The 18,892-nt window shown below is 64.8% G+C and carries 21 protein-coding genes; 20 read left to right on the top strand and 1 reads right to left on the bottom strand.

Annotated elements, in window-relative coordinates; all coding sequences use genetic code 11:
* Nucleotides 1-424: 424 nt before the first annotated feature.
* The 20 genes from ACNFIC_RS23730 to ACNFIC_RS23635 all read left to right on the top strand — a co-directional run bounded on the left by ACNFIC_RS23730 (nt 425) and on the right by ACNFIC_RS23635 (nt 17,375).
* Nucleotides 425-2,401, top strand: a complete 1,977-nt coding sequence (locus ACNFIC_RS23730; RefSeq protein ID WP_416782262.1) for a beta-propeller fold lactonase family protein — start codon at nt 425-427, stop codon at nt 2,399-2,401.
* On the top strand, nt 2,398-3,051 hold the full coding sequence (locus ACNFIC_RS23725; protein WP_138217980.1) for an SCO family protein: 654 nt from the start codon (nt 2,398-2,400) through the stop codon (nt 3,049-3,051). The genes ACNFIC_RS23730 and ACNFIC_RS23725 overlap by 4 nt, the downstream gene beginning before the upstream one ends.
* The gene (locus ACNFIC_RS23720) at nt 3,048-3,704 is read left to right on the top strand and encodes an SCO family protein (protein ID WP_138217979.1); all 657 of its coding nucleotides are present in this window, start codon (nt 3,048-3,050) and stop codon (nt 3,702-3,704) included. Before ACNFIC_RS23725 ends, ACNFIC_RS23720 begins: the two co-directional genes overlap by 4 nt.
* Nucleotides 3,705-3,775: 71 nt before the next feature.
* Entirely contained in the window at nt 3,776-5,269 is a 1,494-nt protein-coding gene (locus ACNFIC_RS23715) for an ABC transporter substrate-binding protein (RefSeq protein WP_416782263.1), read from the top strand.
* Between the two features lie 105 nt (nt 5,270-5,374).
* Nucleotides 5,375-6,028 carry a SurA N-terminal domain-containing protein gene (locus tag ACNFIC_RS23710; RefSeq protein ID WP_138217977.1) on the top strand — a complete coding sequence of 218 codons (654 nt, stop codon included), beginning with the start codon at nt 5,375-5,377 and terminating at the stop codon, nt 6,026-6,028.
* 238 nt (nt 6,029-6,266) lie between these two features.
* Nucleotides 6,267-6,800, top strand: coding sequence for a response regulator (locus ACNFIC_RS23705; RefSeq protein ID WP_416782260.1), 534 nt, complete (start codon nt 6,267-6,269; stop codon nt 6,798-6,800).
* A gap of 54 nt (nt 6,801-6,854) precedes the next feature.
* A complete protein-coding gene (locus tag ACNFIC_RS23700; RefSeq protein ID WP_416782258.1) occupies nt 6,855-8,546 on the top strand; it encodes a GspE/PulE family protein in 1,692 nt (563 codons plus the stop codon).
* Entirely contained in the window at nt 8,527-9,321 is a 795-nt protein-coding gene (locus ACNFIC_RS23695) for a hypothetical protein (protein ID WP_416782256.1), read from the top strand. Before ACNFIC_RS23700 ends, ACNFIC_RS23695 begins: the two co-directional genes overlap by 20 nt.
* A 1-nt stretch (nt 9,322) precedes the next feature.
* A complete protein-coding gene (locus ACNFIC_RS23690) occupies nt 9,323-9,865 on the top strand; it encodes a pilus assembly protein (RefSeq protein ID WP_416782255.1) in 543 nt (180 codons plus the stop codon).
* Complete coding sequence (pilO, locus tag ACNFIC_RS23685; protein WP_416782253.1) at nt 9,852-10,403, top strand: type 4a pilus biogenesis protein PilO; 552 nt, start codon at nt 9,852-9,854, stop codon at nt 10,401-10,403. Before ACNFIC_RS23690 ends, pilO begins: the two co-directional genes overlap by 14 nt.
* Nucleotides 10,403-10,900, top strand: coding sequence for a hypothetical protein (locus tag ACNFIC_RS23680; protein ID WP_416782252.1), 498 nt, complete (start codon nt 10,403-10,405; stop codon nt 10,898-10,900). Before pilO ends, ACNFIC_RS23680 begins: the two co-directional genes overlap by 1 nt.
* The gene (locus tag ACNFIC_RS23675; protein ID WP_138217970.1) at nt 10,897-12,762 is read left to right on the top strand and encodes a secretin N-terminal domain-containing protein; all 1,866 of its coding nucleotides are present in this window, start codon (nt 10,897-10,899) and stop codon (nt 12,760-12,762) included. The genes ACNFIC_RS23680 and ACNFIC_RS23675 overlap by 4 nt, the downstream gene beginning before the upstream one ends.
* A complete protein-coding gene (locus ACNFIC_RS23670; protein ID WP_138217969.1) occupies nt 12,759-13,232 on the top strand; it encodes a type II secretion system protein in 474 nt (157 codons plus the stop codon). The genes ACNFIC_RS23675 and ACNFIC_RS23670 overlap by 4 nt, the downstream gene beginning before the upstream one ends.
* Before the next feature lie 5 nt (nt 13,233-13,237).
* Nucleotides 13,238-13,615, top strand: coding sequence for a type II secretion system protein (locus ACNFIC_RS23665; RefSeq protein ID WP_138217968.1), 378 nt, complete (start codon nt 13,238-13,240; stop codon nt 13,613-13,615).
* The gene (locus tag ACNFIC_RS23660; RefSeq protein WP_138217967.1) at nt 13,590-14,111 is read left to right on the top strand and encodes a type II secretion system protein; all 522 of its coding nucleotides are present in this window, start codon (nt 13,590-13,592) and stop codon (nt 14,109-14,111) included. Before ACNFIC_RS23665 ends, ACNFIC_RS23660 begins: the two co-directional genes overlap by 26 nt.
* Nucleotides 14,108-14,500, top strand: coding sequence for a curli production assembly/transport protein CsgE (gene csgE / locus ACNFIC_RS23655; protein ID WP_138217966.1), 393 nt, complete (start codon nt 14,108-14,110; stop codon nt 14,498-14,500). Before ACNFIC_RS23660 ends, csgE begins: the two co-directional genes overlap by 4 nt.
* Nucleotides 14,497-14,910: a curli production assembly/transport component CsgF gene (locus ACNFIC_RS23650; RefSeq protein WP_138217965.1), complete on the top strand. Its 414-nt coding sequence runs from the start codon at nt 14,497-14,499 to the stop codon at nt 14,908-14,910. Before csgE ends, ACNFIC_RS23650 begins: the two co-directional genes overlap by 4 nt.
* Nucleotides 14,911-14,952: 42 nt before the next feature.
* Nucleotides 14,953-15,798: a CsgG/HfaB family protein gene (locus ACNFIC_RS23645; protein WP_416782250.1), complete on the top strand. Its 846-nt coding sequence runs from the start codon at nt 14,953-14,955 to the stop codon at nt 15,796-15,798.
* 156 nt (nt 15,799-15,954) lie between these two features.
* On the top strand, nt 15,955-16,428 hold the full coding sequence (locus ACNFIC_RS23640; RefSeq protein ID WP_138217963.1) for a YbjN domain-containing protein: 474 nt from the start codon (nt 15,955-15,957) through the stop codon (nt 16,426-16,428).
* Complete coding sequence (locus ACNFIC_RS23635) at nt 16,425-17,375, top strand: peptidylprolyl isomerase (protein ID WP_416782248.1); 951 nt, start codon at nt 16,425-16,427, stop codon at nt 17,373-17,375. The genes ACNFIC_RS23640 and ACNFIC_RS23635 overlap by 4 nt, the downstream gene beginning before the upstream one ends.
* Nucleotides 17,376-17,390: 15 nt before the next feature.
* Here the strand turns inward: ACNFIC_RS23635 and alkB are convergent, their stop codons facing one another.
* Nucleotides 17,391-18,035 carry a DNA oxidative demethylase AlkB gene (gene alkB / locus ACNFIC_RS23630; RefSeq protein WP_416782246.1) on the bottom strand — a complete coding sequence of 215 codons (645 nt, stop codon included), beginning with the start codon at nt 18,033-18,035 and terminating at the stop codon, nt 17,391-17,393.
* Nucleotides 18,036-18,892 lie beyond the last annotated feature (857 nt).

Below are 18,892 nucleotides of genomic sequence, written 5' to 3'. Positions count from 1 at the left end.
GGCCCGAAAGGCGCCGGAGCGAGGGAACCCCTGCGCTCAGCGCAGGGGCCGGATGATGGAGCGAGCGGTTTTTGCCTACTTTTGCCCAAGAGCAAAAGTAGGTCGCCGTAAGGGCGAAAAGGTGACTAAAAGTCGACATCGCCGATGAATGCGCACACATCTACCAAAAAACCACCCTAACCCCCCCCGACCCCGACCAACCCCCACCAACCCCCGCCTTCGGGCCACGCCCCCGGGGAATCCTCCCCAACTTTCTCTCCTTAACCCCCCAACCCCCTGATAAACAACAACTTCCAGCCATGGCATAACGCTTGCTTAGCCCATACCAGCGTCCCCATCTCAGCAGGAGGTGCAGCATGCTCATCCCGCCCCAACGCCTCACCCCATGCCCGCATTCACCCACCCCAAAAAAAAGGTGCAAGCTATGAAGCGCCGAATGCACCCTGCCTACATCGGCATGCTCCTGGGATGGGCCCTGATCGGCCTAGGCGTCGCCTACGAAAAACTCTGGTGCGATCCACGCGAATTGCTGCAACAGACGCCCGATCCCGACACCCAGCACCGCCTGAGCCGCGACGGCGTGACCGTCGAGTTCGAAGCCCATCCACTGACCCCAGGCCCGCTACGTGAAGGGGACTTCGCGAGTATCCGTTTCAAGGTCAGCGACCAAAGCAGCGGCAAACCCCTCTCTGGCATGGCGCCTGGCGCCTGGCTGGACCCCGCGCAGTCCGCCCCGGCCGGCGATCGTGACAGCAGCTGTAAGGCGCGGGTGGCGTTGTTTCTCAAAAGCAGCATCGGCGCGCGGCCCTTGTTGGACCTTAACAGCTACTTCCTGCTGATGATGAACAAGGATGCCAGCCTCACGGTCATCGACCCCACCGTCTCGGTCGGCGGAATCACCAGCACCCTGGCACGCATCGAGCTGCCAGGACGGCCAATGGACTGGGTCGCCAGCGCCGATGACAAACAGGTGTTCGTGTCCATGCCGGAGCGCAACCAGGTGGCGTTGATCGACACCGACACCTTCACCCGCGTCGCCACCTTGCAGGCCGGCGAGCAACCGTTTCGCGTGGCCTTGCAACCCGACCAGCGCCAGCTGTGGGTGGGCAACAACAGCAGCGACCCCAGCAAAGGCGGGGTGAGCGTGATCGACGTGCCCAGCCGTACCCCGCTCAAGTCATTCATCACCGGCGCCGGGCACCACGAAATCGCCTTCAGTGCCGACTCGCGCTACGCCTTCGTCAGTAACCGTGACGCCGGCACCTTGAGCGTGATCGACATCGCCGAGATGCGCCTGCTCAAGACCCTAGAGGCCGGTCCGCATCCGCTGTCGGTGAGCTATTCGGCGCTGTCCCAGGCGGTATACGTGGTCGACGGGCAGCAGGGCACGGTGCGCGTGTTCGATGCCCGCCGTCACCAACTGCGCCATACGCTGCAGGCCGAGCCGGGCCTTGGCCCGATGCGCTTTAGCCGCGACGGACGCTTTGGCGTGGTGCTCAACACCCTGGAAAGCCAGGCGCTGGTGATCGACGCCAGCAACGACCAACTGATCCATCGCATCCCGGTAGCCGCCGAGCCGTACCAGCTGACCTTCACCAAGGGTTACGCCTACGTGCGCGGCCTGGCCTCGCCGAAAGTGAGCATGATCAATCTGTCCAGCCTCGGGCAGGGCCGTACGCCAATCGTCCAGGGCTTCGAAGCCGGCCCGGCGGCGCCACGTCAGGCCGGTGACCTGCCACTGGCCCAGGGGTTGAGCGTGTCACGCGATGACAACGCGGTGTTCGTGGTCAACCCGGTGGACAACACCACCTATTTCTATGCCGAGGGCATGAATGCGCCGATGTCCGGCTACAACAATCGCGGCCACCAGGCCCGTGCGGCGATCGTGGTCGATCGTAGCCTGCGCGAAGTGGCGCCGGGGGTGTATGGCTCGACCATCAAACTGCCGGCCGCCGGTGCCTTTGACGTGGCTTTTTTGCTCAACCAGCCGCAGATCATCCATTGCTTCAGCACCGAGGTCGCGGCGCTGCCGCAGACGGCGCGGCGCCAGGGGCTGCATGCCGAGTTCCTCGACACCGCCCAGCCATTACAGCAACACGATCCGTTCGTGGCCAGGGTGCGCATTCTCAGTGACGACGGCCAGCCGCGCCTGGGCCTCGACGACCTGAGCCTGCGCTACTTCCTGGCCCCCTCGTCACTGCCACGCAACTTGCCCCTGACCGAAGTCGGCGAGGGCGTGTACCAAGCCTCGTTGCAGTTGGCCGAGGCCGGCGCCTGGTACCTGCATGTGCAGTCCCCAAGCCTTGGCCGCAAGTTCGCCGAAGACAATTACACCAGCCTACGCGTGCTGCCTGCCGCGACACCAACCGCTTCCCAAGGGGAACCCAGGAGTGTGCGATGAAGCCTGTCTATGCCCGCAAACTGTTTGCCTTGAGCCTGCTGTTCGCCAGCCCATTGGTCCTGGCTCACGCCGGCCATGACCACGCCGACAGCTCCAGCTCGCCGCCCGCGTTGCGCCAGGAGAAAACCAATGTGCGCTTCGCCGATGTGGTATTGCTGGATCAGGACGGCATGCCCGTGCGCCTGGAGAAGGACCTGGTCAGCGATCATCTGGTGGTGATGGGCTTCATCTACACCAGTTGCACGACCGTGTGCCCGGTGGTTTCCTCGATCATGGGCAAGGTCCAGCAGCAATTGGGCGGGCGCGTGGGCGAGGAGGTGCGCCTGGTGTCGATCAGCGTCGATCCGCAGCGTGACGACGCCAAGCGTCTGGCCAACTATGCCCGAGCTTTCCAGCGCGGTCCTGGCTGGAGCTGGCTGACGGGCTCGCCGTATGCCATCAGCGAGACCCTCAAAGGCTTGGGCAGCTTCAGCGCCAACCTTGAGGAGCATCCCCCGCTGATCCTGGTCGGTGACGCGCGCAGCGGGCATTGGACACGTTACTACGGCTTTACCGACCCGGCGTTGCTGGTCACGCAGATCAACCGTTTGAGTGCGCGTCGCGTGCACGCCAAGAGCACGGCCATCGCCGGCCAGGCGGTGCAGCCATGAGCAGCGTCAGCGCCCGTCGCGCGGGTATGCGCAGCTTCGACTGGGTAGTGCTGGCCGCCTGCCTGTGGATCCTGGCCTCGGTGGCCTTCGCCCACGAAGGCCATGCCCCCACGCCGCAACCGGCACCGCCGCCGATCAGCAGTGGCGGCGGCACGCGGGATGCGCAGACTTGGTTCACCGACACCGTGCTTACAGACCAGAACGGTCGGCAGTTACGCTTCTACAGCGATGTACTCAAAGACAAGGTGGTGATGCTCAACGTGATCTTCACCCACTGCAACGATGCCTGCCCGCTGATCACCCGCAAGCTGCGCGAGGTGCGCGAGGCGATGGGGCCGGCGCTGGCTGCGCAGGTGACCTTTGTCTCGCTGAGCAGCGACCCGCTCAACGATACCCCCGAGGCGCTCAAGGCCTTTGCGCGTCAGCAGGAGGTGGATGTGCCGAACTGGCTGTTCCTGACCGGTGACAAGGCCAGCGTCGACCTGGTGCTGGGGCGTCTTGGTCAGTTCCTGCCAAGCCCTGAGCAGCATTCCACGCAGTTGATCGCAGGTGATGTGGCGGGCAAACGCTGGAGCAAGATCCGCCCCGATGCGCCGCCAGCGGCCATCGCTCAGCGCATGCAGTTGCTTATCCAACCCTTGGCCGGGCGCTGAAAGCCATGCGCCGGACAACCTGTAGCGATAGCCTGGCGACGTGTGAATCGCGTTACGGCTGGCGCTGGCTGATGCTCTTAGGGGGGCTCGCATTAAGTGCCCAGGCGCAGGCCCTGTCGCTCAACGCCCAAGAGCAGGCCGGTAAGCGCCTCTACCGCGAGGGCCTCTCCAGCAGCGACGCCCAGTTGCTCGCCCGGGTCGGCCCGAGTGACCTGCAAGTGCCGGCCAACGTGCTGCCCTGCGCAGGATGCCACGGCACCGACGGGCGCGGTCGCCCCGAAGGTGCCGTGCGTCCACCCAGCCTGGATTGGCAGCGCCTGGCCGCAGGGCCGGGCCTGCGCGAGATGAACGGCCGACGTTATCCGGCCTACCGGACTGCCACGCTGGCGCGGGCGATTGGCACCGGGGTCGATCCCGGCGGCAATCGGCTGGATCCGAGCATGCCACGTTTCGAATTGAGCCTTGCCGACCAACGCAACCTCACGGCCTACCTCATGCGCCTGGCCGATGATCGCGACCCTGGCGTCGAGGACGAGGTGCTGCGCCTGGGCACGTTGTTGCCCCAGGACGGTCCGCTGGCCGAGGCCGGACGGGTGGTGCAAGCGGTGCTGGAGGACGGCGTCGAGCAAATCAACCGCCAGGGCGGCCTGCACGGTCGCAGGCTCCAACTGGTGGTGATCGACCCAGGGCGTGAGGCTGTCAGCACTGCGCAGGCGTTGCAGCGGCTGGCGCAACGGCAGGTATTCGCCTTGATTGCACCGTTGGCGCCGCTGCTCGACAGCGCCGCGCTGGAGCGCGAGCGTTTGCCCTTGGTCGGGACCACGCCGCGTGGTGGCGGCGGGGTGTGGGTGTTCGACCCGTTACCGGCAGTGCCCGAGCAATTGCTGAGCGTGGCCGCGCATGCCCGCAGTGCCTTGGGCTTGGCGCCTGATGGCTTGCAAGTGGTGTATGCCGGACACGACCAGGCCGAGGCCGCCCAGAGCCTGCGCCAACGGTTGCAGCAACTGGGTTTTTCCCCTGGCCCCGCGCAGCCGTTCGAGGGCCAGGCAATGGCGGGTGAGGGCATCGTTTTTCTGGGCCAGGCGCGGGCCTTCGCGTCACTCGCCAACGCGTTGGCCAGCGCGGGACGCACGCCTTACCTGCTGGCCGCTTCCAGCCAGGTGTCCGGTGCACTGCCCGACCTGTCGGCGCAATGGTCGCAACGGTTGTTGCTGGCCTACCCCTTCGTACCTGGGGATTGGAGCGTAGCGGGGCGCCGGGCCCTGGACCGATTGCGTCAGCGTCAAGGCCTGGACACACGGCAGACGGCACTTCAGGTCAGCACCCTATGCGCCTGGCGTTTGCTGGTCGAGGCACTGCGCCAGGCAGGGCGCGATGTGAGCCGTGAAAGATTGGTGGCGGCACTTGAGCAATTGCACGACATCGACACGGGCCTGACCCCGGCCCTGGGCTTTGGCCCAGGCAGGCGTCGCGGGCTGGCAGGGGCGCACGTGCTGCAGGTGGGCTTGCCAGGCCCGAGCTTTACCGAAGTCGCGCCGTACAGCGCTGTGCTACAGGCGCCTTGACGGTTTGCCGGGGCGGGCTTGCTGCGCATTCCCAGAAACCCTGGGGATGGGATCGACAATGCCGGTAATCGCGGGGCAAGTTCGCGCCTGCTTGGAGGTTTGGCCATGCGTATAGTGATGATGTGCCTGCTATTGCTGCTGAGTCCGTTCAGCCGTGCCGACCAAGCGGTGGCCAGGGTCAATGGCGTGGACATTGGCGTGCTGCGCCTGGAGCACTATTTCAGTGAGTTTCTTCAGGCCCACGGGCGGGCGCCGACCAGCATCCGCAACCCCCAGTTGTATCGACGCCTGCGTGACCAGGCGCTGGACGAACTGATCGACAAGGAGCTGCTGTGGCAGCACGCCCAGCGCCTGGGCATCGTCATCAGCGAGGCAGACGTGGAGGCGCAGGTGGCGGCGTTCGAAGCAGCGCTCGGCGGCTCGGCGTCGTTCGACCGTCGCCTGAGCGCCGCCGGTTTCGACCGTCCAGGCTTTGCCGACTATACCCGGCATGAGTTGGCCGCCCAGCAGGCCTATGCACGACTCACCGAGGTGGCCGAGCCTGACGCGGCCGAGGTGCAGGCCTTTTGGCTGGCCAATCGTCACCGATTCGAAGAAAAACAGAACCAAAGTGATAACACTTCAGTCTTAACCCACACAGACATTGAGTCGCAACGGGCCATGGCCCGTGACCTGCTGATGGCACACAAGCAAGCCCAGGCGCGCTATTCAGTGCGCCAACGTTTGCGTGAATCCGCTACAGTGGAGCGCATCGACTGAGGCCGGCGCGTGCGTTTCCCCACTCCTGGGGAATCGTCTCAGGGCAAAGTGCTATCAGTTCCCCCAGTTATGGGGAACTGCCGCCACCGCTGCCCTGAAGGCGTACGAAAGTCTCAGCAATATCAACCGCTTGCAAGCGGTAAGCAACAATCCTCCATGCCTGGCACGAAGACTGCTCAAGCCTCTACAAGGCCGCACTTCGCAGACCGGGAAACCGGGCAGTTCTTGGGAGTGGACCTTGGTGAACAGAGTATTGGTAGTCGACGACGAACAGACCCTTGCGCAAAACCTGCAAGCGTATTTGCAGGCGCAAGGCCTGGAGGTCCAGGTTGCCCACGACGGTGCCAGTGGTATTGGCCTGGCCGAGCGCCTGGCGCCGGATGTGATTGTGCTGGATTACCGCTTGCCCGACATGGAGGGGTTTCAGGTTCTGGAGACCGTACGCAGGAACAGGTCGTGCCATTTCGTGCTGATCACCGCCCATCCCACCGCCGAGGTGCGTGAGCGGGCCGCCGAACTGGGTGTGAGCCATGTCCTGTTCAAGCCATTCCCGCTGATGGAACTGGCCCGCGCGGTTTTCGACCTGATGGGGATAGAGCGCCAGCGCAGGGCCACGGACCGACCGGCCGAGGGGTTCGTCGAACGACGCCAGAACAGGAACCAATCGTTCCCCCTGCAGTTGTTCGATGGCAGCTGGGTACTGGCCGACCGCCGCCGCAATGGCGAGAAGCCCGCCGAACCTGACGACGATCAGCTACTCACCGGGGAATAGCGGCGCCCCACGCATCATTGCCTGCGGCGTCGCCCTTGAGCGGAGTCGCAGGCAATGACACAGGCATTCGATCCAGATCCGCTGGCCCTGTCGCAGCCCGGTTATCCCCGCGAACTGTTGGCACAGGCCCGCCTGCAAGCGGGCGAAGAGCGCCTGCTTGCGTGCCTTGAGCGTCTTTCGTGCGACAGCCCCGGCGTGTTCACTCAGCGCCTGGCCAGTACCTTGCGTTATCCATTGCTCGATACCCAGGCGCTGTTCGCCAGCACTCCGGCCTTCGCCCACGTCAGTCTGGCCCAGTGCCTGAAACGCGAGTTCGCGCTGGTGGAGCGGGGCGGCGAGCTGATCGGGGTGTTCGCCGATCCCTTCGATAGCGCACGCCTGGCCTGGATCGATGACTGCCTGCAAGGCGCGCCGCTGTACCTGACGCACGCCGCCGACCTGGCGGCATTTCTGGCCCGCCACGAAGAAAGTTTCCATGCCGTCGACGCGCTCGACCCGGGCGCCGAGGCGAGCGGCGAAGGCGATGCCCTGCAACGGTTGTCGCTGACCAGCATCAGTGAGGACCAGAGCCGGGTGGTCAAGCTCGTCAACTCCACCCTGTACGACGCCCTCAAACAGCACGCCAGCGACATCCACCTAGGCATGACCGGCCAGGGCCTGACCATCAAGTACCGTATCGACGGTGTCCTCAATGGCGCCGGCAAGGCCAGCGGCAGTGCGTTCGCCGAGCAGGTGATCTCGCGCATCAAGGTCATGGCCGAGCTGGACATCGGTGAGAAGCGCGTGCCCCAGGACGGTCGTTTCAAGGTGGCAATCGGTGATCGGCAGATCGATTTTCGCGTGTCGATCATGCCAAGCATCTTCGGTGAGGACGCGGTGTTGCGGGTGCTCGACAAGCAGGACTTGTCCGATCCGGTCAGTGGCGTGCAGTTGCAGGCCCTGGGGTTCGAGGAGCACACCCTGCGCGCCTTGCGCCGGCTGGCGGCCGAGCCCTACGGCATGATCCTGGTCACCGGCCCTACCGGCAGCGGCAAGACCACCACGCTGTACGCCATGCTCAGCGAGATCAACCATGGCGTGGACAAGATCATCACCATCGAAGACCCGGTGGAGTATCAGTTGCCGGGCGTGCTGCAAATCCCGGTCAACGAGAAGAAGGGCCTGACGTTCGCCCGTGGCCTACGCTCGATCCTGCGCCACGACCCGGACAAGATCCTGGTCGGCGAGATCCGTGACCCGGATACCGCTCAGATCGCCGTGCAGTCGGCGCTCACCGGACACCTGGTATTCACCACCATCCACGCCAACAACGTATTCGACGTGATTGGCCGCTTCAGCCAGATGCAGGTCGACCCCTACAGCTTCGTCTCGGCGCTCAACGCCGTGCTGGCACAGCGCCTGGTGCGCCTGGCCTGCACTCACTGCGCGGTGCCATGCGAGCCGGACGATGAGCTGCTCGGTGCCTCGGCGCTGACCCGCGAGGCGGTCACGGGCTGGCATTTCGTGCGCGCCCAGGGCTGCGGCCAGTGCCGTGGCAGTGGCTACCGCGGACGCAATGCGATTGCCGAATTGCTGCACCTGGACGACGACCTGCGGCAGATGATCGTCGAACGCCGCCCACTCTCGCAGATCAAGCAGATGGCCTGCCAACGCGGCCTACGCCTGCTGCGCGCCTCGGCCCTGGACCTGGTCCGCACGGGCCGCACCACACTCGAGGAGATCAACCGTGTCACATTCACTGTTTGATCGCGGCGCGTGCCGCTATTGCGCCGTGCTCGGCGCCGAGGGTGTGGGCCTGGGACGTTGGCATGGCCAGCAGCACCAGTGGCTGGGCAGCCAGGCGTTCACCTGCCAGGCGGCGCAACCGGCTTGGGCCGCAGCGTTGCTCGCCCTCGATGGCCTGCTGACCGAACACCAAGTCAACGGTGCCCCGTTGCAGATACTGTTGTCAGCACGCTTCAGCCGCTTCTGCCTGGTGCCGTGGAGCGATGCGATTGGTCATCCGCGCGAGCTGTATGCCTACGCTCAGGCCTGCTTCGAAAACCTCTACGGGCAGGCTCTGGATGACTGGCGCATCGTCCTGTCGCCCGAGCCTGCCGGGGCTGCGCGCATCGCCACGGCATTGCCCGAGGCGTTGCTGCAAGGCTTGCAGGCGCAGGGCCAGCAGCGTCATCTGCGGCTGCGTTCGGTGCAGCCATACCTGATGGCCGCCTACAACCACTGTCAGGCGCAACTTGAACCTGGGAACTTCCTGTTTGTGCTGGCCGAACCCCGGCGCAGCGTGCTGCTGCTGGCGGCCCACGGTTGCTGGCAGCAGGTGCTGGCCCAGGGTTGCGCCGATAACGACCAGGCGCTGCAGGCGCTGATCGAACGCACCGGCGAGCTGTATGGCGAGCCACTGCCGCAGGTGTACCTACATGCTCCAGGTCGCCAGGCGGCGTTGAGCCTGGCCGCGGTGCAGCTGTGCAGTGGGCTGGCCGAGGCCGATCCGCTGTGCGCGATGTGGCGAGCGGTGGCCTGACATGCGCCGTCTCGACCTGGAGTTCCAACCACGCCAGAGCCGCCCGCTGGCCTGGGCGCTGCTGATCCTCGGCGCTGCACTGGTCGGTTTGCTGGTGCTGGCCCAGCAGCAACTGATGAGCGAGCAGGCAGGCCTTGAGGCCCGCGTGCATCGGCTCGAACTCAGGCTAGGCCGCCGCTCGGCCACTGCCGCACCGCAAAGCAGCGCGGCAGTACGCGAGCAGGCCGAGCGCCTGGCGCAGATGCGCAGTGTTTCGCAGCAACTGCAGCGGCCCTGGCAACAGCTGTTCGCCATGCTCGAAGCGCTGCCACAGGAGGACGTGGCGTTGCTTAGCCTGACCCCTGATGCACGCAAGGGCCAGGTACGCATCAGCGCTGAAGCCCGCAACCTGGAAGCCATGCTCCAGTACCACCAGCGCCTCGAGCGCAGTGCGGCGCTGTCGGATGTGTCGCTGCTCAACCATGAGGTGATGGCGGGGCAGGCCGAACATCCGGTGCGCTTCAACCTGACAGCCACCTGGGAGACCGGTCATGCGCGTCCCTAGCCTGATCCTGTACGAAACCCTTGCACGCCTTGGTCGGGTAGGCCTGAGCGCTGTGCTGATGGCGCTGTTGGCCTTGGTACTGACCCTGGCCTGGGTGCTACCGCAGTGGCAAGCGGTGCGCGAACTGCGTGCCAGCGAGGCTGACGCCAGCGTGCAGGTCAAGCGCCTGGAGCGTGGCGAACTGAAGGTCCAGGCCAAGCCCGAGCAACAGGTACTGGACGATTTGCGCCAGCAACTGCCCGGCCAGCCAGAGGCCAGTGCGCTGATCGAGCGCCTGTACCACCTGGCCAGCGCCGAACGCATCAGCCTGGCGCGCGGCGAGTACGCCTTGGGCGTGGACCCTAAGACCCAGCTGGCGCGCTACCAGATCGTCCTGCCGGTGCGTGGCAGTTACCCGCAGATTCGCGGTTTCCTCAACGCGCTGCTCAGTCAACTGCCGACCGTGGTGCTGGAAGACCTTGAACTGCAACGCCCGCGCATCGGTGAACGTGAACTCACCGGTCGGGTGCGCATGACCCTTTACCTGTCGAGGTCGTGATGAACAGTCGGCGTAGCGTGATGTGGATCGGTTTTCTTGGGGTCAGCGCCGCCTTGGCGTGGGCGCCCGGACACTGGTTCGAAGACCAACAGGGGGTTGCGCCGCGGGCGCCGCGAGCGGATTCGCACAGGCCTGCGCTGGCGCCGCTAGAGGCGAGCTTACCGCGCGATGAGGCCAGCGCCCCGCGTGACCTGTTCCCCAGCCAGCAATGGACCGCGCCGCAGCAACTGGCCACGGTCACTGAGGCGCCACCGGTGGTCAGCCCGGTCATCGTGGCGCCCACCGCGCCTGCGTTGCCGTTCCAGTTTGTCGGCCGGCTGGGGGATCGGGACGACCTGCAAGTGTTCTTGCAGGACGGCGAAAAACTCTACGTCGTGCGCCAGGGCGACGTGATCGAAGACACCTACCGCCTCGACCATGTCTCGGCCAACGAGCTGGGCCTGGTCTACCTGCCACTGCACCAGCTACAGACCTTGTCTGTCGGGAGCGCCCCATGAAGCCTTCGAAGTCGAGCAAGCCCGCTCCGTTCCTGCTGTTGGCGCTGTGCGTGGCCATCGCCGGGTGCGGCACCAGTGCAATTCGCAAGGACAGCGCCGAGCTGATCCAGGACGGCCAGTACGAGGCCGGCATCGCCCGCCTGGAAGAGGCCCTGCGTGACAAACCGCGCGACACCGAGCTGAACATTGCCCTGGCGCATGCCCGGCAGACGGCGGTGGAGGCGCTGCTGGCCCAGGCCGACAGTGACCGTGCGCGGCATGACTTCGCCAATGCACGCATGGGGTATGGCCGCGTGCTGACCCTTGAGCCGAACAACCGCCGCGCCCAGGAAGGCGTGCGCCAGATCGAGCTGATCCGCACCCTCGACGAGCGCGTCGCCCTCGGCCAGGCAGCGCTGCGTCAGGGCGACCTGTTCGGCGCCGAGCGTTTCATGCGCGAGGTGCTGCGCCTCGATCCGCAGAACCAGAAGGGCATCATGCTGCGCACTGACATCGAGAACGTCCAGGCCCGCACTGCCACGCCTTATCCGCAACTGCGCAGCCGCCTGGAGCGGCCAGTCACCCTGGAGTTCCGCGAAGCCAACCTCAAGACCATCTTCGAGGTCCTGGCCCAGGTGGCCGGGATCAACTTCATCTTCGACAAGGACCTGCGCCCGGACATGAAGGCGACCATTTTCGTGCGCGAAGTGCGCATCGAGGATGCCGTGGCGCTGCTGCTGGAGCAAAACCAGTTGCACCAGAAGATCGTCAACGACAACACCCTGCTGATCTACCCCGACTCGCCGCAGAAAACCAAGGACTATCAAGAGCTGGTCATGCGCACCTTCTACCTGACCAGCATCGACGCCAACACTGCGCTGAACATGGTCAAGACCATGCTCAAGACCCGTGACGTGTTCGTCGACGAACGCTTGAACACCCTGACCATGCGAGACACCCCAGACGCCGTGCGCATGGCCGAAAAACTCTTGCAGTCGCAGGACCAGTCCAATCCCGAGGTGGTCCTGGAGGTGGAGGTGATGGAGGTGGCCCGCTCGCGCATCCTCGACCTTGGCTTGCAATGGCCCAACACCTTCGGCGTGATCAACAGCGACGGCAGCTCGGTGGGCGTGCTTGACCAGTTGCGAGGAATCAACTCCAGCCGCATCAGCATCTCGCCGGCGCCGCAGGCCAAGATCAACGCCCAGGACAAGGACATCAACACCCTGGCCAGCCCAGTGATCCGGGTGAGCAACCGTGAGCAGGCGCGCATTCACATCGGCCAGCGGGTGCCGATCATCAGCGCCACCTCGGTGCCGTCCACCCAGGGGCCGGTGATCACCGAGAGCGTCACCTACCTCGACGTGGGCCTGAAACTCGAAGTGCAGCCCACTGTGCACCTGAACAACGAGGTGGCGATCAAGGTGGCGCTGGAGGTCAGTAATGCCACGCCGCTGGAGGCGACCCGCCAGGGCACCATTCCGGTCCAGGTCGACACCCGCAACGCGCAGACCAGCTTGCGCCTGCACGATGGCGAAACCCAGGTGTTGGCCGGCCTAGTGCGCAATGACCACAACGCCAGCGGCAACAAGATCCCAGGGCTTGGCGACATCCCCGGAATCGGGCGGCTGTTCGGCAGCAACAAAGATGACATGAGCCAATCCGAGCTGGTGCTGGCGATCACCCCGCGTATCGTGCGCAACCTGCCGTACCAGAGCCCTTCGGACATGGAGTTTTCCACCGGCACCGAGTCGAGCTTGCAGGCGCGTCAATGGGTCCAGCCCGCGCCTGCCAATGCGCTGCCGGTCGAGTCGTACGGTCAGCCTGGCGTACAAGAGCAGATGGCAGTGGTGCCGGCCGTGCCTGGGAGTTCGCGGCCATGAAGCGTCGCCAGCAGGGGTTCAGCCTGATCGAGGTGGTCATCACCCTGGCCTTGTTGGGGCTGTTGGCCAGCATGGCGGCGCCGTTGACCGAGACGTTGGTGCGCCGGGGCAAGGAGCAGGCATTGCGTGAGGCGCTGTATCAGATCCGCGATGCCATTGATGCCTACAAACGTGCCTTCGACGCCGGCTACATCGAAAAACGCCTCAATGGTAGCGGCTACCCGCCGAACTTGCAGGTGCTGGTGGATGGGGTTCGCGACGTGCGCAGTGCCAACGGCGCGAAGTTCTACTTCTTGCGACGCATTCCCCACGACCCGTTGCTGCCGGCCACACACGACGATGGGGGGGGCTGGGGCCTGCGAGCCTATGCCAGCAGCCCGGAGAGTCCGCGCGAGGGCGATGATGTTTTCGATGTGTATTCCAAGGCCCGTGGCAAAGGCCTGAATAACGTGCCCTACGGGCAGTGGTGACGGCCATGCAACGACGCGACCGCGGCTTCACGCTGATCGAACTGCTGGTGGTCATGGCGATCATCGCCACCTTGATGACCATCGCCTTGCCGCGCTATTTCAACAGCCTCGAAGCCTCCCGCGAGGCGACCCTGCAACAGAGCCTAGCGGTGCTGCGCGAAGCGCTGGATCACTACTACGGCGATACCGGCCGCTACCCCGATTCGCTGGAGCAACTGGTCGAGCAGCGCTACCTGCGCAACACCCCGGTCGATCCGATCACCGAACGCCGTGACGGCTGGCAACTGGTCCCCCCGCCTGAAGGGGTGAGCGGGGGTGTGGCCGACATCAAGAGCGGTGCCACTGGGAGGGCGCGCGATGGCAGCCTCTACGCCGACTGGTGAAGCAGGCTTCACCTACCTGGGGGTGATGCTGCTGATTGCCATCAGCAGTATGGCCCTGGCCGCCACCGGGACGCTGTGGGCTACCAGCGCCCAACGTGATCGCGAACGCCAGTTGCTGTGGGTCGGCGGCCAGTATGCCCAGGCGCTGCGCAGCTACTACCGGGCCTCGCCGGGCCTGGCGCAATACCCCAAGGATCTGGCTGACCTGCTTGAGGACAACCGCTTCCCTTCGCCGCAGCATCACCTGCGCCAGCGTTACCCGGACCCGATCACCGGGCGTGACGACTGGGGCTTGCTGCGGGCGGTGGATGGCCGGATTACCGGCGTGTACAGCCTCTCGGATGCGTCGCCGCTCAAGCGCAGCGGTTTTGCCGCAGCCTGGAGCAGCTTCGAAGGGGTCGAGCACTACAGCGACTGGCAGTTCGTCGCCGAGCAGGCCTTTGCCCAGAGCGCCGCCAGCGCGCGCCAGCATGCAGGCCCAGGAGAGGCGCCATGAAGCGCCCTTGGGCGGTACTGGTGCTGTGCCTGGCGCTGCTGTGCCAGGCCCGCGCAGCGGTGGAGGACGAGATGATGGGGTTCATCGTCGATAACACCATCTCGCACATCGGTCACAGCTTCTACAACGCCTTCAGCGACCGCCTGCGTGCCACCAGCCGGCTGGATTTCAACCTGGTGGTGCGCGAACGCCCGGATGCCCGCTGGGGCAGCCTGGTCACCGTGGAGTATGAGCGTGAAGTGGTGTTCAAGCGGTTCCTGGCGCCGAGCACCACGCAACTGACCGACGAGGCCGCCGCGGCCGCCGACCAGGTCCGTCAGCTGATCGTCGAGCGCAAGCTGCAACGGTTGCTGCAGGACACCACCGATCTGGAGAGGGACGAGCTATGAACATTCAAAAGCCCCAGCGTTTCGCCGCCTGCCTGCTCAGCGCAGGCCTCTGCTGCCAGGCGCTGGCCACGGAACTGGTGTACACCCCGGTCAACCCGGCCTTCGGTGGCAATCCGCTCAATGGCACCTGGCTGTTGAACAACGCCCAGGCGCAGAACGACTACGACGACCCGGACCTCAAGGGCCGCGGTTCGGCTTTCGCCAGCACGTCGGCCCTGGAACGTTTCACCAATCAGTTGGAGTCGCGCCTGTTGGGGCAGTTGCTGGACAACATCAGCAACGGCACCACCGGCAGCATGTCCACCAATGCGTTCCTGATCGATGTCATCGACAACGGTGGCGCCTTGAGCATCCGCGTCACCGACCGTGCGACCGGGGAAATCTCGATCATCCAGGTCAGCGGCCTGTAAGCCCGTCGCAGGGCCAGGTCTTCTTTTGGGGAGAGCACCACCATGAAACGCCTGCTGAGCACCCTGTTGATGATCGTCGTACTGCAAGGGCTGCAAGGTTGCGGCCTGCGTGAACCGATGCCGGCCGAACACGAAAGCGAAACCCCAACCCTGACGCCGCGGGCCTCGACCTACTATGACCTGATCAACATGCCGCGCCCACGTGGACGCTTGATGGCGGTGGTGTATGGATTCCGCGACCAGACCGGGCAGTACAAGCCAACCCCGGCCAGTTCGTTCTCCACCAGCGTCACCCAGGGTGCGGCGAGCATGCTGATGGATGCCCTCAACGCCAGCGGCTGGTTCGTGGTGCTGGAGCGTGAAGGCCTGCAGAACCTGCTGACCGAGCGCAAGATCATCCGCGCCTCGCAGAAGAAGGCCGACGTGCCGGAGAACATCCAGGCCGAGCTGCCCCCCTTGCAGGCGGCCAACCTGATGCTCGAAGGCGGCATCATTGCTTATGACACCAATGTGCGCAGCGGCGGGGAGGGCGCGCGTTACCTCGGTATCGACATCTCCCGCGAGTACCGGGTCGACCAGGTGACGGTCAACCTGCGGGCGGTGGATGTGCGCACCGGGCAGGTGCTGGCCAATGTGATGACCAGCAAGACCATCTATTCCGTGGGGCGTAACGCGGGGGTGTTCAAGTTCATCGAGTTCAAGAAGCTGCTCGAGGCCGAAGTCGGCTATACCACCAACGAGCCGGCGCAGCTGTGTGTGCTGTCGGCCATCGAGGCGGCGGTCGGGCACTTGTTGGCACAAGGCATCGAGCGCCGTCTGTGGCAGGTAGCCGAGCGCGCGGAACCTGCGGTGGTGGACAAGTACCTGAGCCAGAACCACCAGCCTTGAGTGAGGCGGTGGCGGTCATTGGGGGGCGGGTTCAACACCTCTGGGTATTTGTGTCTACGCTTGGGGATGTTGGTCGAGCGGTGCGGCCGTCTCGGGCGGGCTGTTCGACAGTGATGTCAGGTTAAGACGCCTTTACCCACTCAAGGAAGACAGCACATGACAGAAGTCACCCTCATCAATGCCGTGAGCGCCGATTCCCTCACTCAACTGCTGCAAGACGCCGGTTACCGGGTCAACCGCAGCGAGCAGAATTCGCTGGTGCAATTGCTCAGTGCGAGCCAGGGCGTAGGGTTTGCCGTGCGGTTTGGCAATCGCGCGCCGGCCACACAGGCGGATTTCTACGATTTCACCTTCAGTTGCGCGTTGCGCATCCAGGGCGAGTTGCCCGCCGGCCTTGCCGAACGCTGGAATGCCACGCGCCGTTTCGCACGGCTTTCGGTGCAGGGCGAATTCCTGGTGATGGAGATGGACGTGGTGGTGGCCGACGGGGTCAGCCCGAAGTTCCTGCAAGGTAGCCTGCTGCTGTGGGACCGCCTGCTGCAGGAGTTCATCGTGTACCTGCGCGACTACAGCCGCAACCTTGCGCAACAAGCGCCTGAACAGGTGGCCGACGCGGTCAACGCCTCGTGAGTGCGCGCAGGTTGTGGGTAGGCGCCAGTGCACTGGCCGGCGTTGCTCTGGTGGTGGCCATCATCGTGCGTCCAGAGGCTGCTTCGGTGCCCGCGTCAGCGCGTACGCCGCAGGCGCCGGTGGATACCGGTCCGGCCTTGGCCCGGCTAGGCGAGCAACAGGTTGGCGGCGATGAACTCAAGGCATTGTTCGCCCAGTTGCCGGAGGATGCCCGCCAGCAACTGCGGGCTGACCGCCCGGCACTGGAAGCCTGGATCCGCGCGCGCCTGGCGGAGAAGGCCTTGTTCCAGCAAGCCGAAACCCAGGGCTGGTTGCTGCGCCCGGATGTTCAGGCGCGCATTCGGGCGCTCAGTGAGCAGGTCGTGCTGCGTGACTACCTGGCATCGGTCAGCCGCGTGCCCGACGACTACCCCAGCGAGGCCGAGATCCGCCAGGCCTACGAGGCGGGCAAGGCGGGCTTGCAGTTGCCTGCGCGCTATCGTCTGAGCCAGATTTTCCTGCGGGTCGACAACCCGGCGCAGGAGGCGTCCGTGCGCCAGCAGGCTGTGGCGCTGGCCAGGCAGGCCCAGGGCAAAGACGCAGATTTCGCCGCGCTGGCGCGTGAGCACTCGCAAGACCAAGACAGCGCCGCTCTGGGTGGCGACACCGGGTTGCAGGCACTGGCGCAGCTGTTGCCGGAGGTGCGCGAGGTGGTCCCGAAGATGAAGGACGGGGGGATCAGCGATCCGGTGCGCAGCGTGGCGGGTTGGCACGTCATACAGTTGCTCGAGACCCAGCCGCCTCGTGCGGCGACCTTGGAGGAGGTCGCCCCGCGCTTGCGCGAGCTGTTGCGAGCGCAGCGCCAGGAACAGTTGGCCAAGGCGTATGTGGAAGGGATGTTCGACAACGCGACGTTGAGTATCGACGGCGCGGCCATCAACCAGGTGCTGGAGCACACGGGCAGCTGATACGTCGGTGGCGGGTCAACCTGCCTTGCGCAGGGTGAGGTTGATCCTGCGTTCGCCCAGGCGCGGGTGCACGCCCGGTTTGATCGGCAGGATGCCATGAAAACGCAGGCGATCCTCGCCACCCCACACCAGTACGTCGCCGTGGTTCAGCGCAATGCGAAGCGGGCGGTCACTGCGTTGCAATCCCCCGAACAGGAACACCGCTGGCAGGCCCAGCGAGATCGACACGATGGGCTGGGTGTAGTCCTGTTCGTTGCGGTCCTGGTGCAGGCTCAGGCGCGTGCCGGGGCGGTAGTGGTTGATCAGGCAGGCGTCGGGTTCGAAGTGCTCGAAACCGGCCAGGGCTGCGGCGCGCTGGGCCAGGTCCAATAGCACCGGCGGCAGGGCTGGCCAGGGCTTGGCGGTTTGCGGGTCTGTGTGGGTGTAGCGGTAGCCGTGTTCGTCACTGACCCAGCCCAGGGCGCCGCAGTTGCTCAGGGCTACGGCCATGGGCAGGCCGCCTGGGGTTTGCATGTGGCGCCAGGGGGAGGCGCGCAGGATCGGGCGCAGGGCGTCAAGCATGGGTTCCAGGTCGGGCAGGGCATAACCCTGGAGCAGGGTGGTGTGGCTTGCCAGGTGCTGGGGGGAGGTGCCGAACAGGTCTAGGGTGGGTTGGATCATGGTGGTGGGAGTGTACGCGGGATTGGGGTTTTGTGCTGTGGAATGCGATCGTTGGTATTCGATTATTGTGCGATGGCGGTTTGGGCCTGAGTTAGTCGTTATGATGGTTTTTCTTGTTTGTGTGGGGTTGGTTGTTTAGTTTTGGCTGTTTTTAATTGTATGCGTACTCGTTGGTTTGGTTGACTTTTAGTTGACTTTGATTGTTTGGATGTGCTGGAAGCTATATTCTAATTCACTTTCTATGTTGACTTGTAGTCACCTTTCCGCCCTGACGGCGGGTAACTTTTTGAAGGATCAAAAAGTCACCAAAAAATCCTCGCTCCATTCATTCGGCCCCTGCGCTTCGCGCAGGGGTTCCCTCGCTACGGTGACTTGCGGGTCCGCGCGGCCTCCGACTTGCTGCGCAAGTCTACATCTCGCGCCTTCGGCTACGCCGAAGGGTGCTGCGCACCTTGGGCCCTCCAGCCACCTTCGCTCGGCCTACTGAAGTCGCGAAGTTAGGGGTGGCGCCTGTACTTTCGCAGCTAACCGCTAGTTACAGATGTGGGAACTCTGGGTTACAGGACTGCGCCAAGCCTGAGTCCAGCGCTGCACCTGTAGGAGCGGCCTTGTGCCGCGAACACCGGCGAAGCCGGTGCCATACACCGCGCCGCCTGCTTCGCAGTGGTCCGGCACTCTGCTAAACCCGCTGCTCTTGCTCTTGCTCTTGCTCTTGCTCTTGCTCTTGCTTCTAAGCGCGCAATTGCCCAGGCGCCGCCAATTGCGACTTCAGTAGGCCGAGTGTAGGCGTCTGTAGGGCCAGGTGCGCAGCACCCTTCGGCGTAGCCGAAGGCGCGAGATGTAGACTTGCGTAGCAA

This window comes from Pseudomonas sp. NY15463 (genome assembly GCF_048068415.1).
GTDB lineage: Bacteria > Pseudomonadota > Gammaproteobacteria > Pseudomonadales > Pseudomonadaceae > Aquipseudomonas > Aquipseudomonas mosselii_C.
This window is presented reverse-complemented; position numbering and strand designations above follow the sequence as displayed.

Bases quoted from the DNA above. Each gene is read 5' to 3' on its own strand.
- ACNFIC_RS23730 (WP_416782262.1), top strand. From the start codon at position 425: ATGAAGCGCCGAATGCACCCTGCCTACATCGGCATGCTCCTGGGATGG.
- ACNFIC_RS23725 (WP_138217980.1), top strand. From the start codon at position 2,398: ATGAAGCCTGTCTATGCCCGCAAACTGTTTGCCTTGAGCCTGCTGTTC.
- ACNFIC_RS23720 (WP_138217979.1), top strand. From the start codon at position 3,048: ATGAGCAGCGTCAGCGCCCGTCGCGCGGGTATGCGCAGCTTCGACTGG.
- ACNFIC_RS23715 (WP_416782263.1), top strand. From the start codon at position 3,776: ATGCTCTTAGGGGGGCTCGCATTAAGTGCCCAGGCGCAGGCCCTGTCG.
- ACNFIC_RS23710 (WP_138217977.1), top strand. From the start codon at position 5,375: ATGCGTATAGTGATGATGTGCCTGCTATTGCTGCTGAGTCCGTTCAGC.
- ACNFIC_RS23700 (WP_416782258.1), top strand. From the start codon at position 6,855: ATGACACAGGCATTCGATCCAGATCCGCTGGCCCTGTCGCAGCCCGGT.
- ACNFIC_RS23690 (WP_416782255.1), top strand. From the start codon at position 9,323: ATGCGCCGTCTCGACCTGGAGTTCCAACCACGCCAGAGCCGCCCGCTG.
- pilO (WP_416782253.1), top strand. From the start codon at position 9,852: ATGCGCGTCCCTAGCCTGATCCTGTACGAAACCCTTGCACGCCTTGGT.
- ACNFIC_RS23680 (WP_416782252.1), top strand. From the start codon at position 10,403: ATGAACAGTCGGCGTAGCGTGATGTGGATCGGTTTTCTTGGGGTCAGC.
- ACNFIC_RS23675 (WP_138217970.1), top strand. From the start codon at position 10,897: ATGAAGCCTTCGAAGTCGAGCAAGCCCGCTCCGTTCCTGCTGTTGGCG.
- ACNFIC_RS23670 (WP_138217969.1), top strand. From the start codon at position 12,759: ATGAAGCGTCGCCAGCAGGGGTTCAGCCTGATCGAGGTGGTCATCACC.
- ACNFIC_RS23665 (WP_138217968.1), top strand. From the start codon at position 13,238: ATGCAACGACGCGACCGCGGCTTCACGCTGATCGAACTGCTGGTGGTC.
- ACNFIC_RS23660 (WP_138217967.1), top strand. From the start codon at position 13,590: ATGGCAGCCTCTACGCCGACTGGTGAAGCAGGCTTCACCTACCTGGGG.
- csgE (WP_138217966.1), top strand. From the start codon at position 14,108: ATGAAGCGCCCTTGGGCGGTACTGGTGCTGTGCCTGGCGCTGCTGTGC.
- ACNFIC_RS23650 (WP_138217965.1), top strand. From the start codon at position 14,497: ATGAACATTCAAAAGCCCCAGCGTTTCGCCGCCTGCCTGCTCAGCGCA.
- ACNFIC_RS23645 (WP_416782250.1), top strand. From the start codon at position 14,953: ATGAAACGCCTGCTGAGCACCCTGTTGATGATCGTCGTACTGCAAGGG.
- ACNFIC_RS23640 (WP_138217963.1), top strand. From the start codon at position 15,955: ATGACAGAAGTCACCCTCATCAATGCCGTGAGCGCCGATTCCCTCACT.
- alkB (WP_416782246.1), bottom strand. From the start codon at position 18,035: ATGATCCAACCCACCCTAGACCTGTTCGGCACCTCCCCCCAGCACCTG.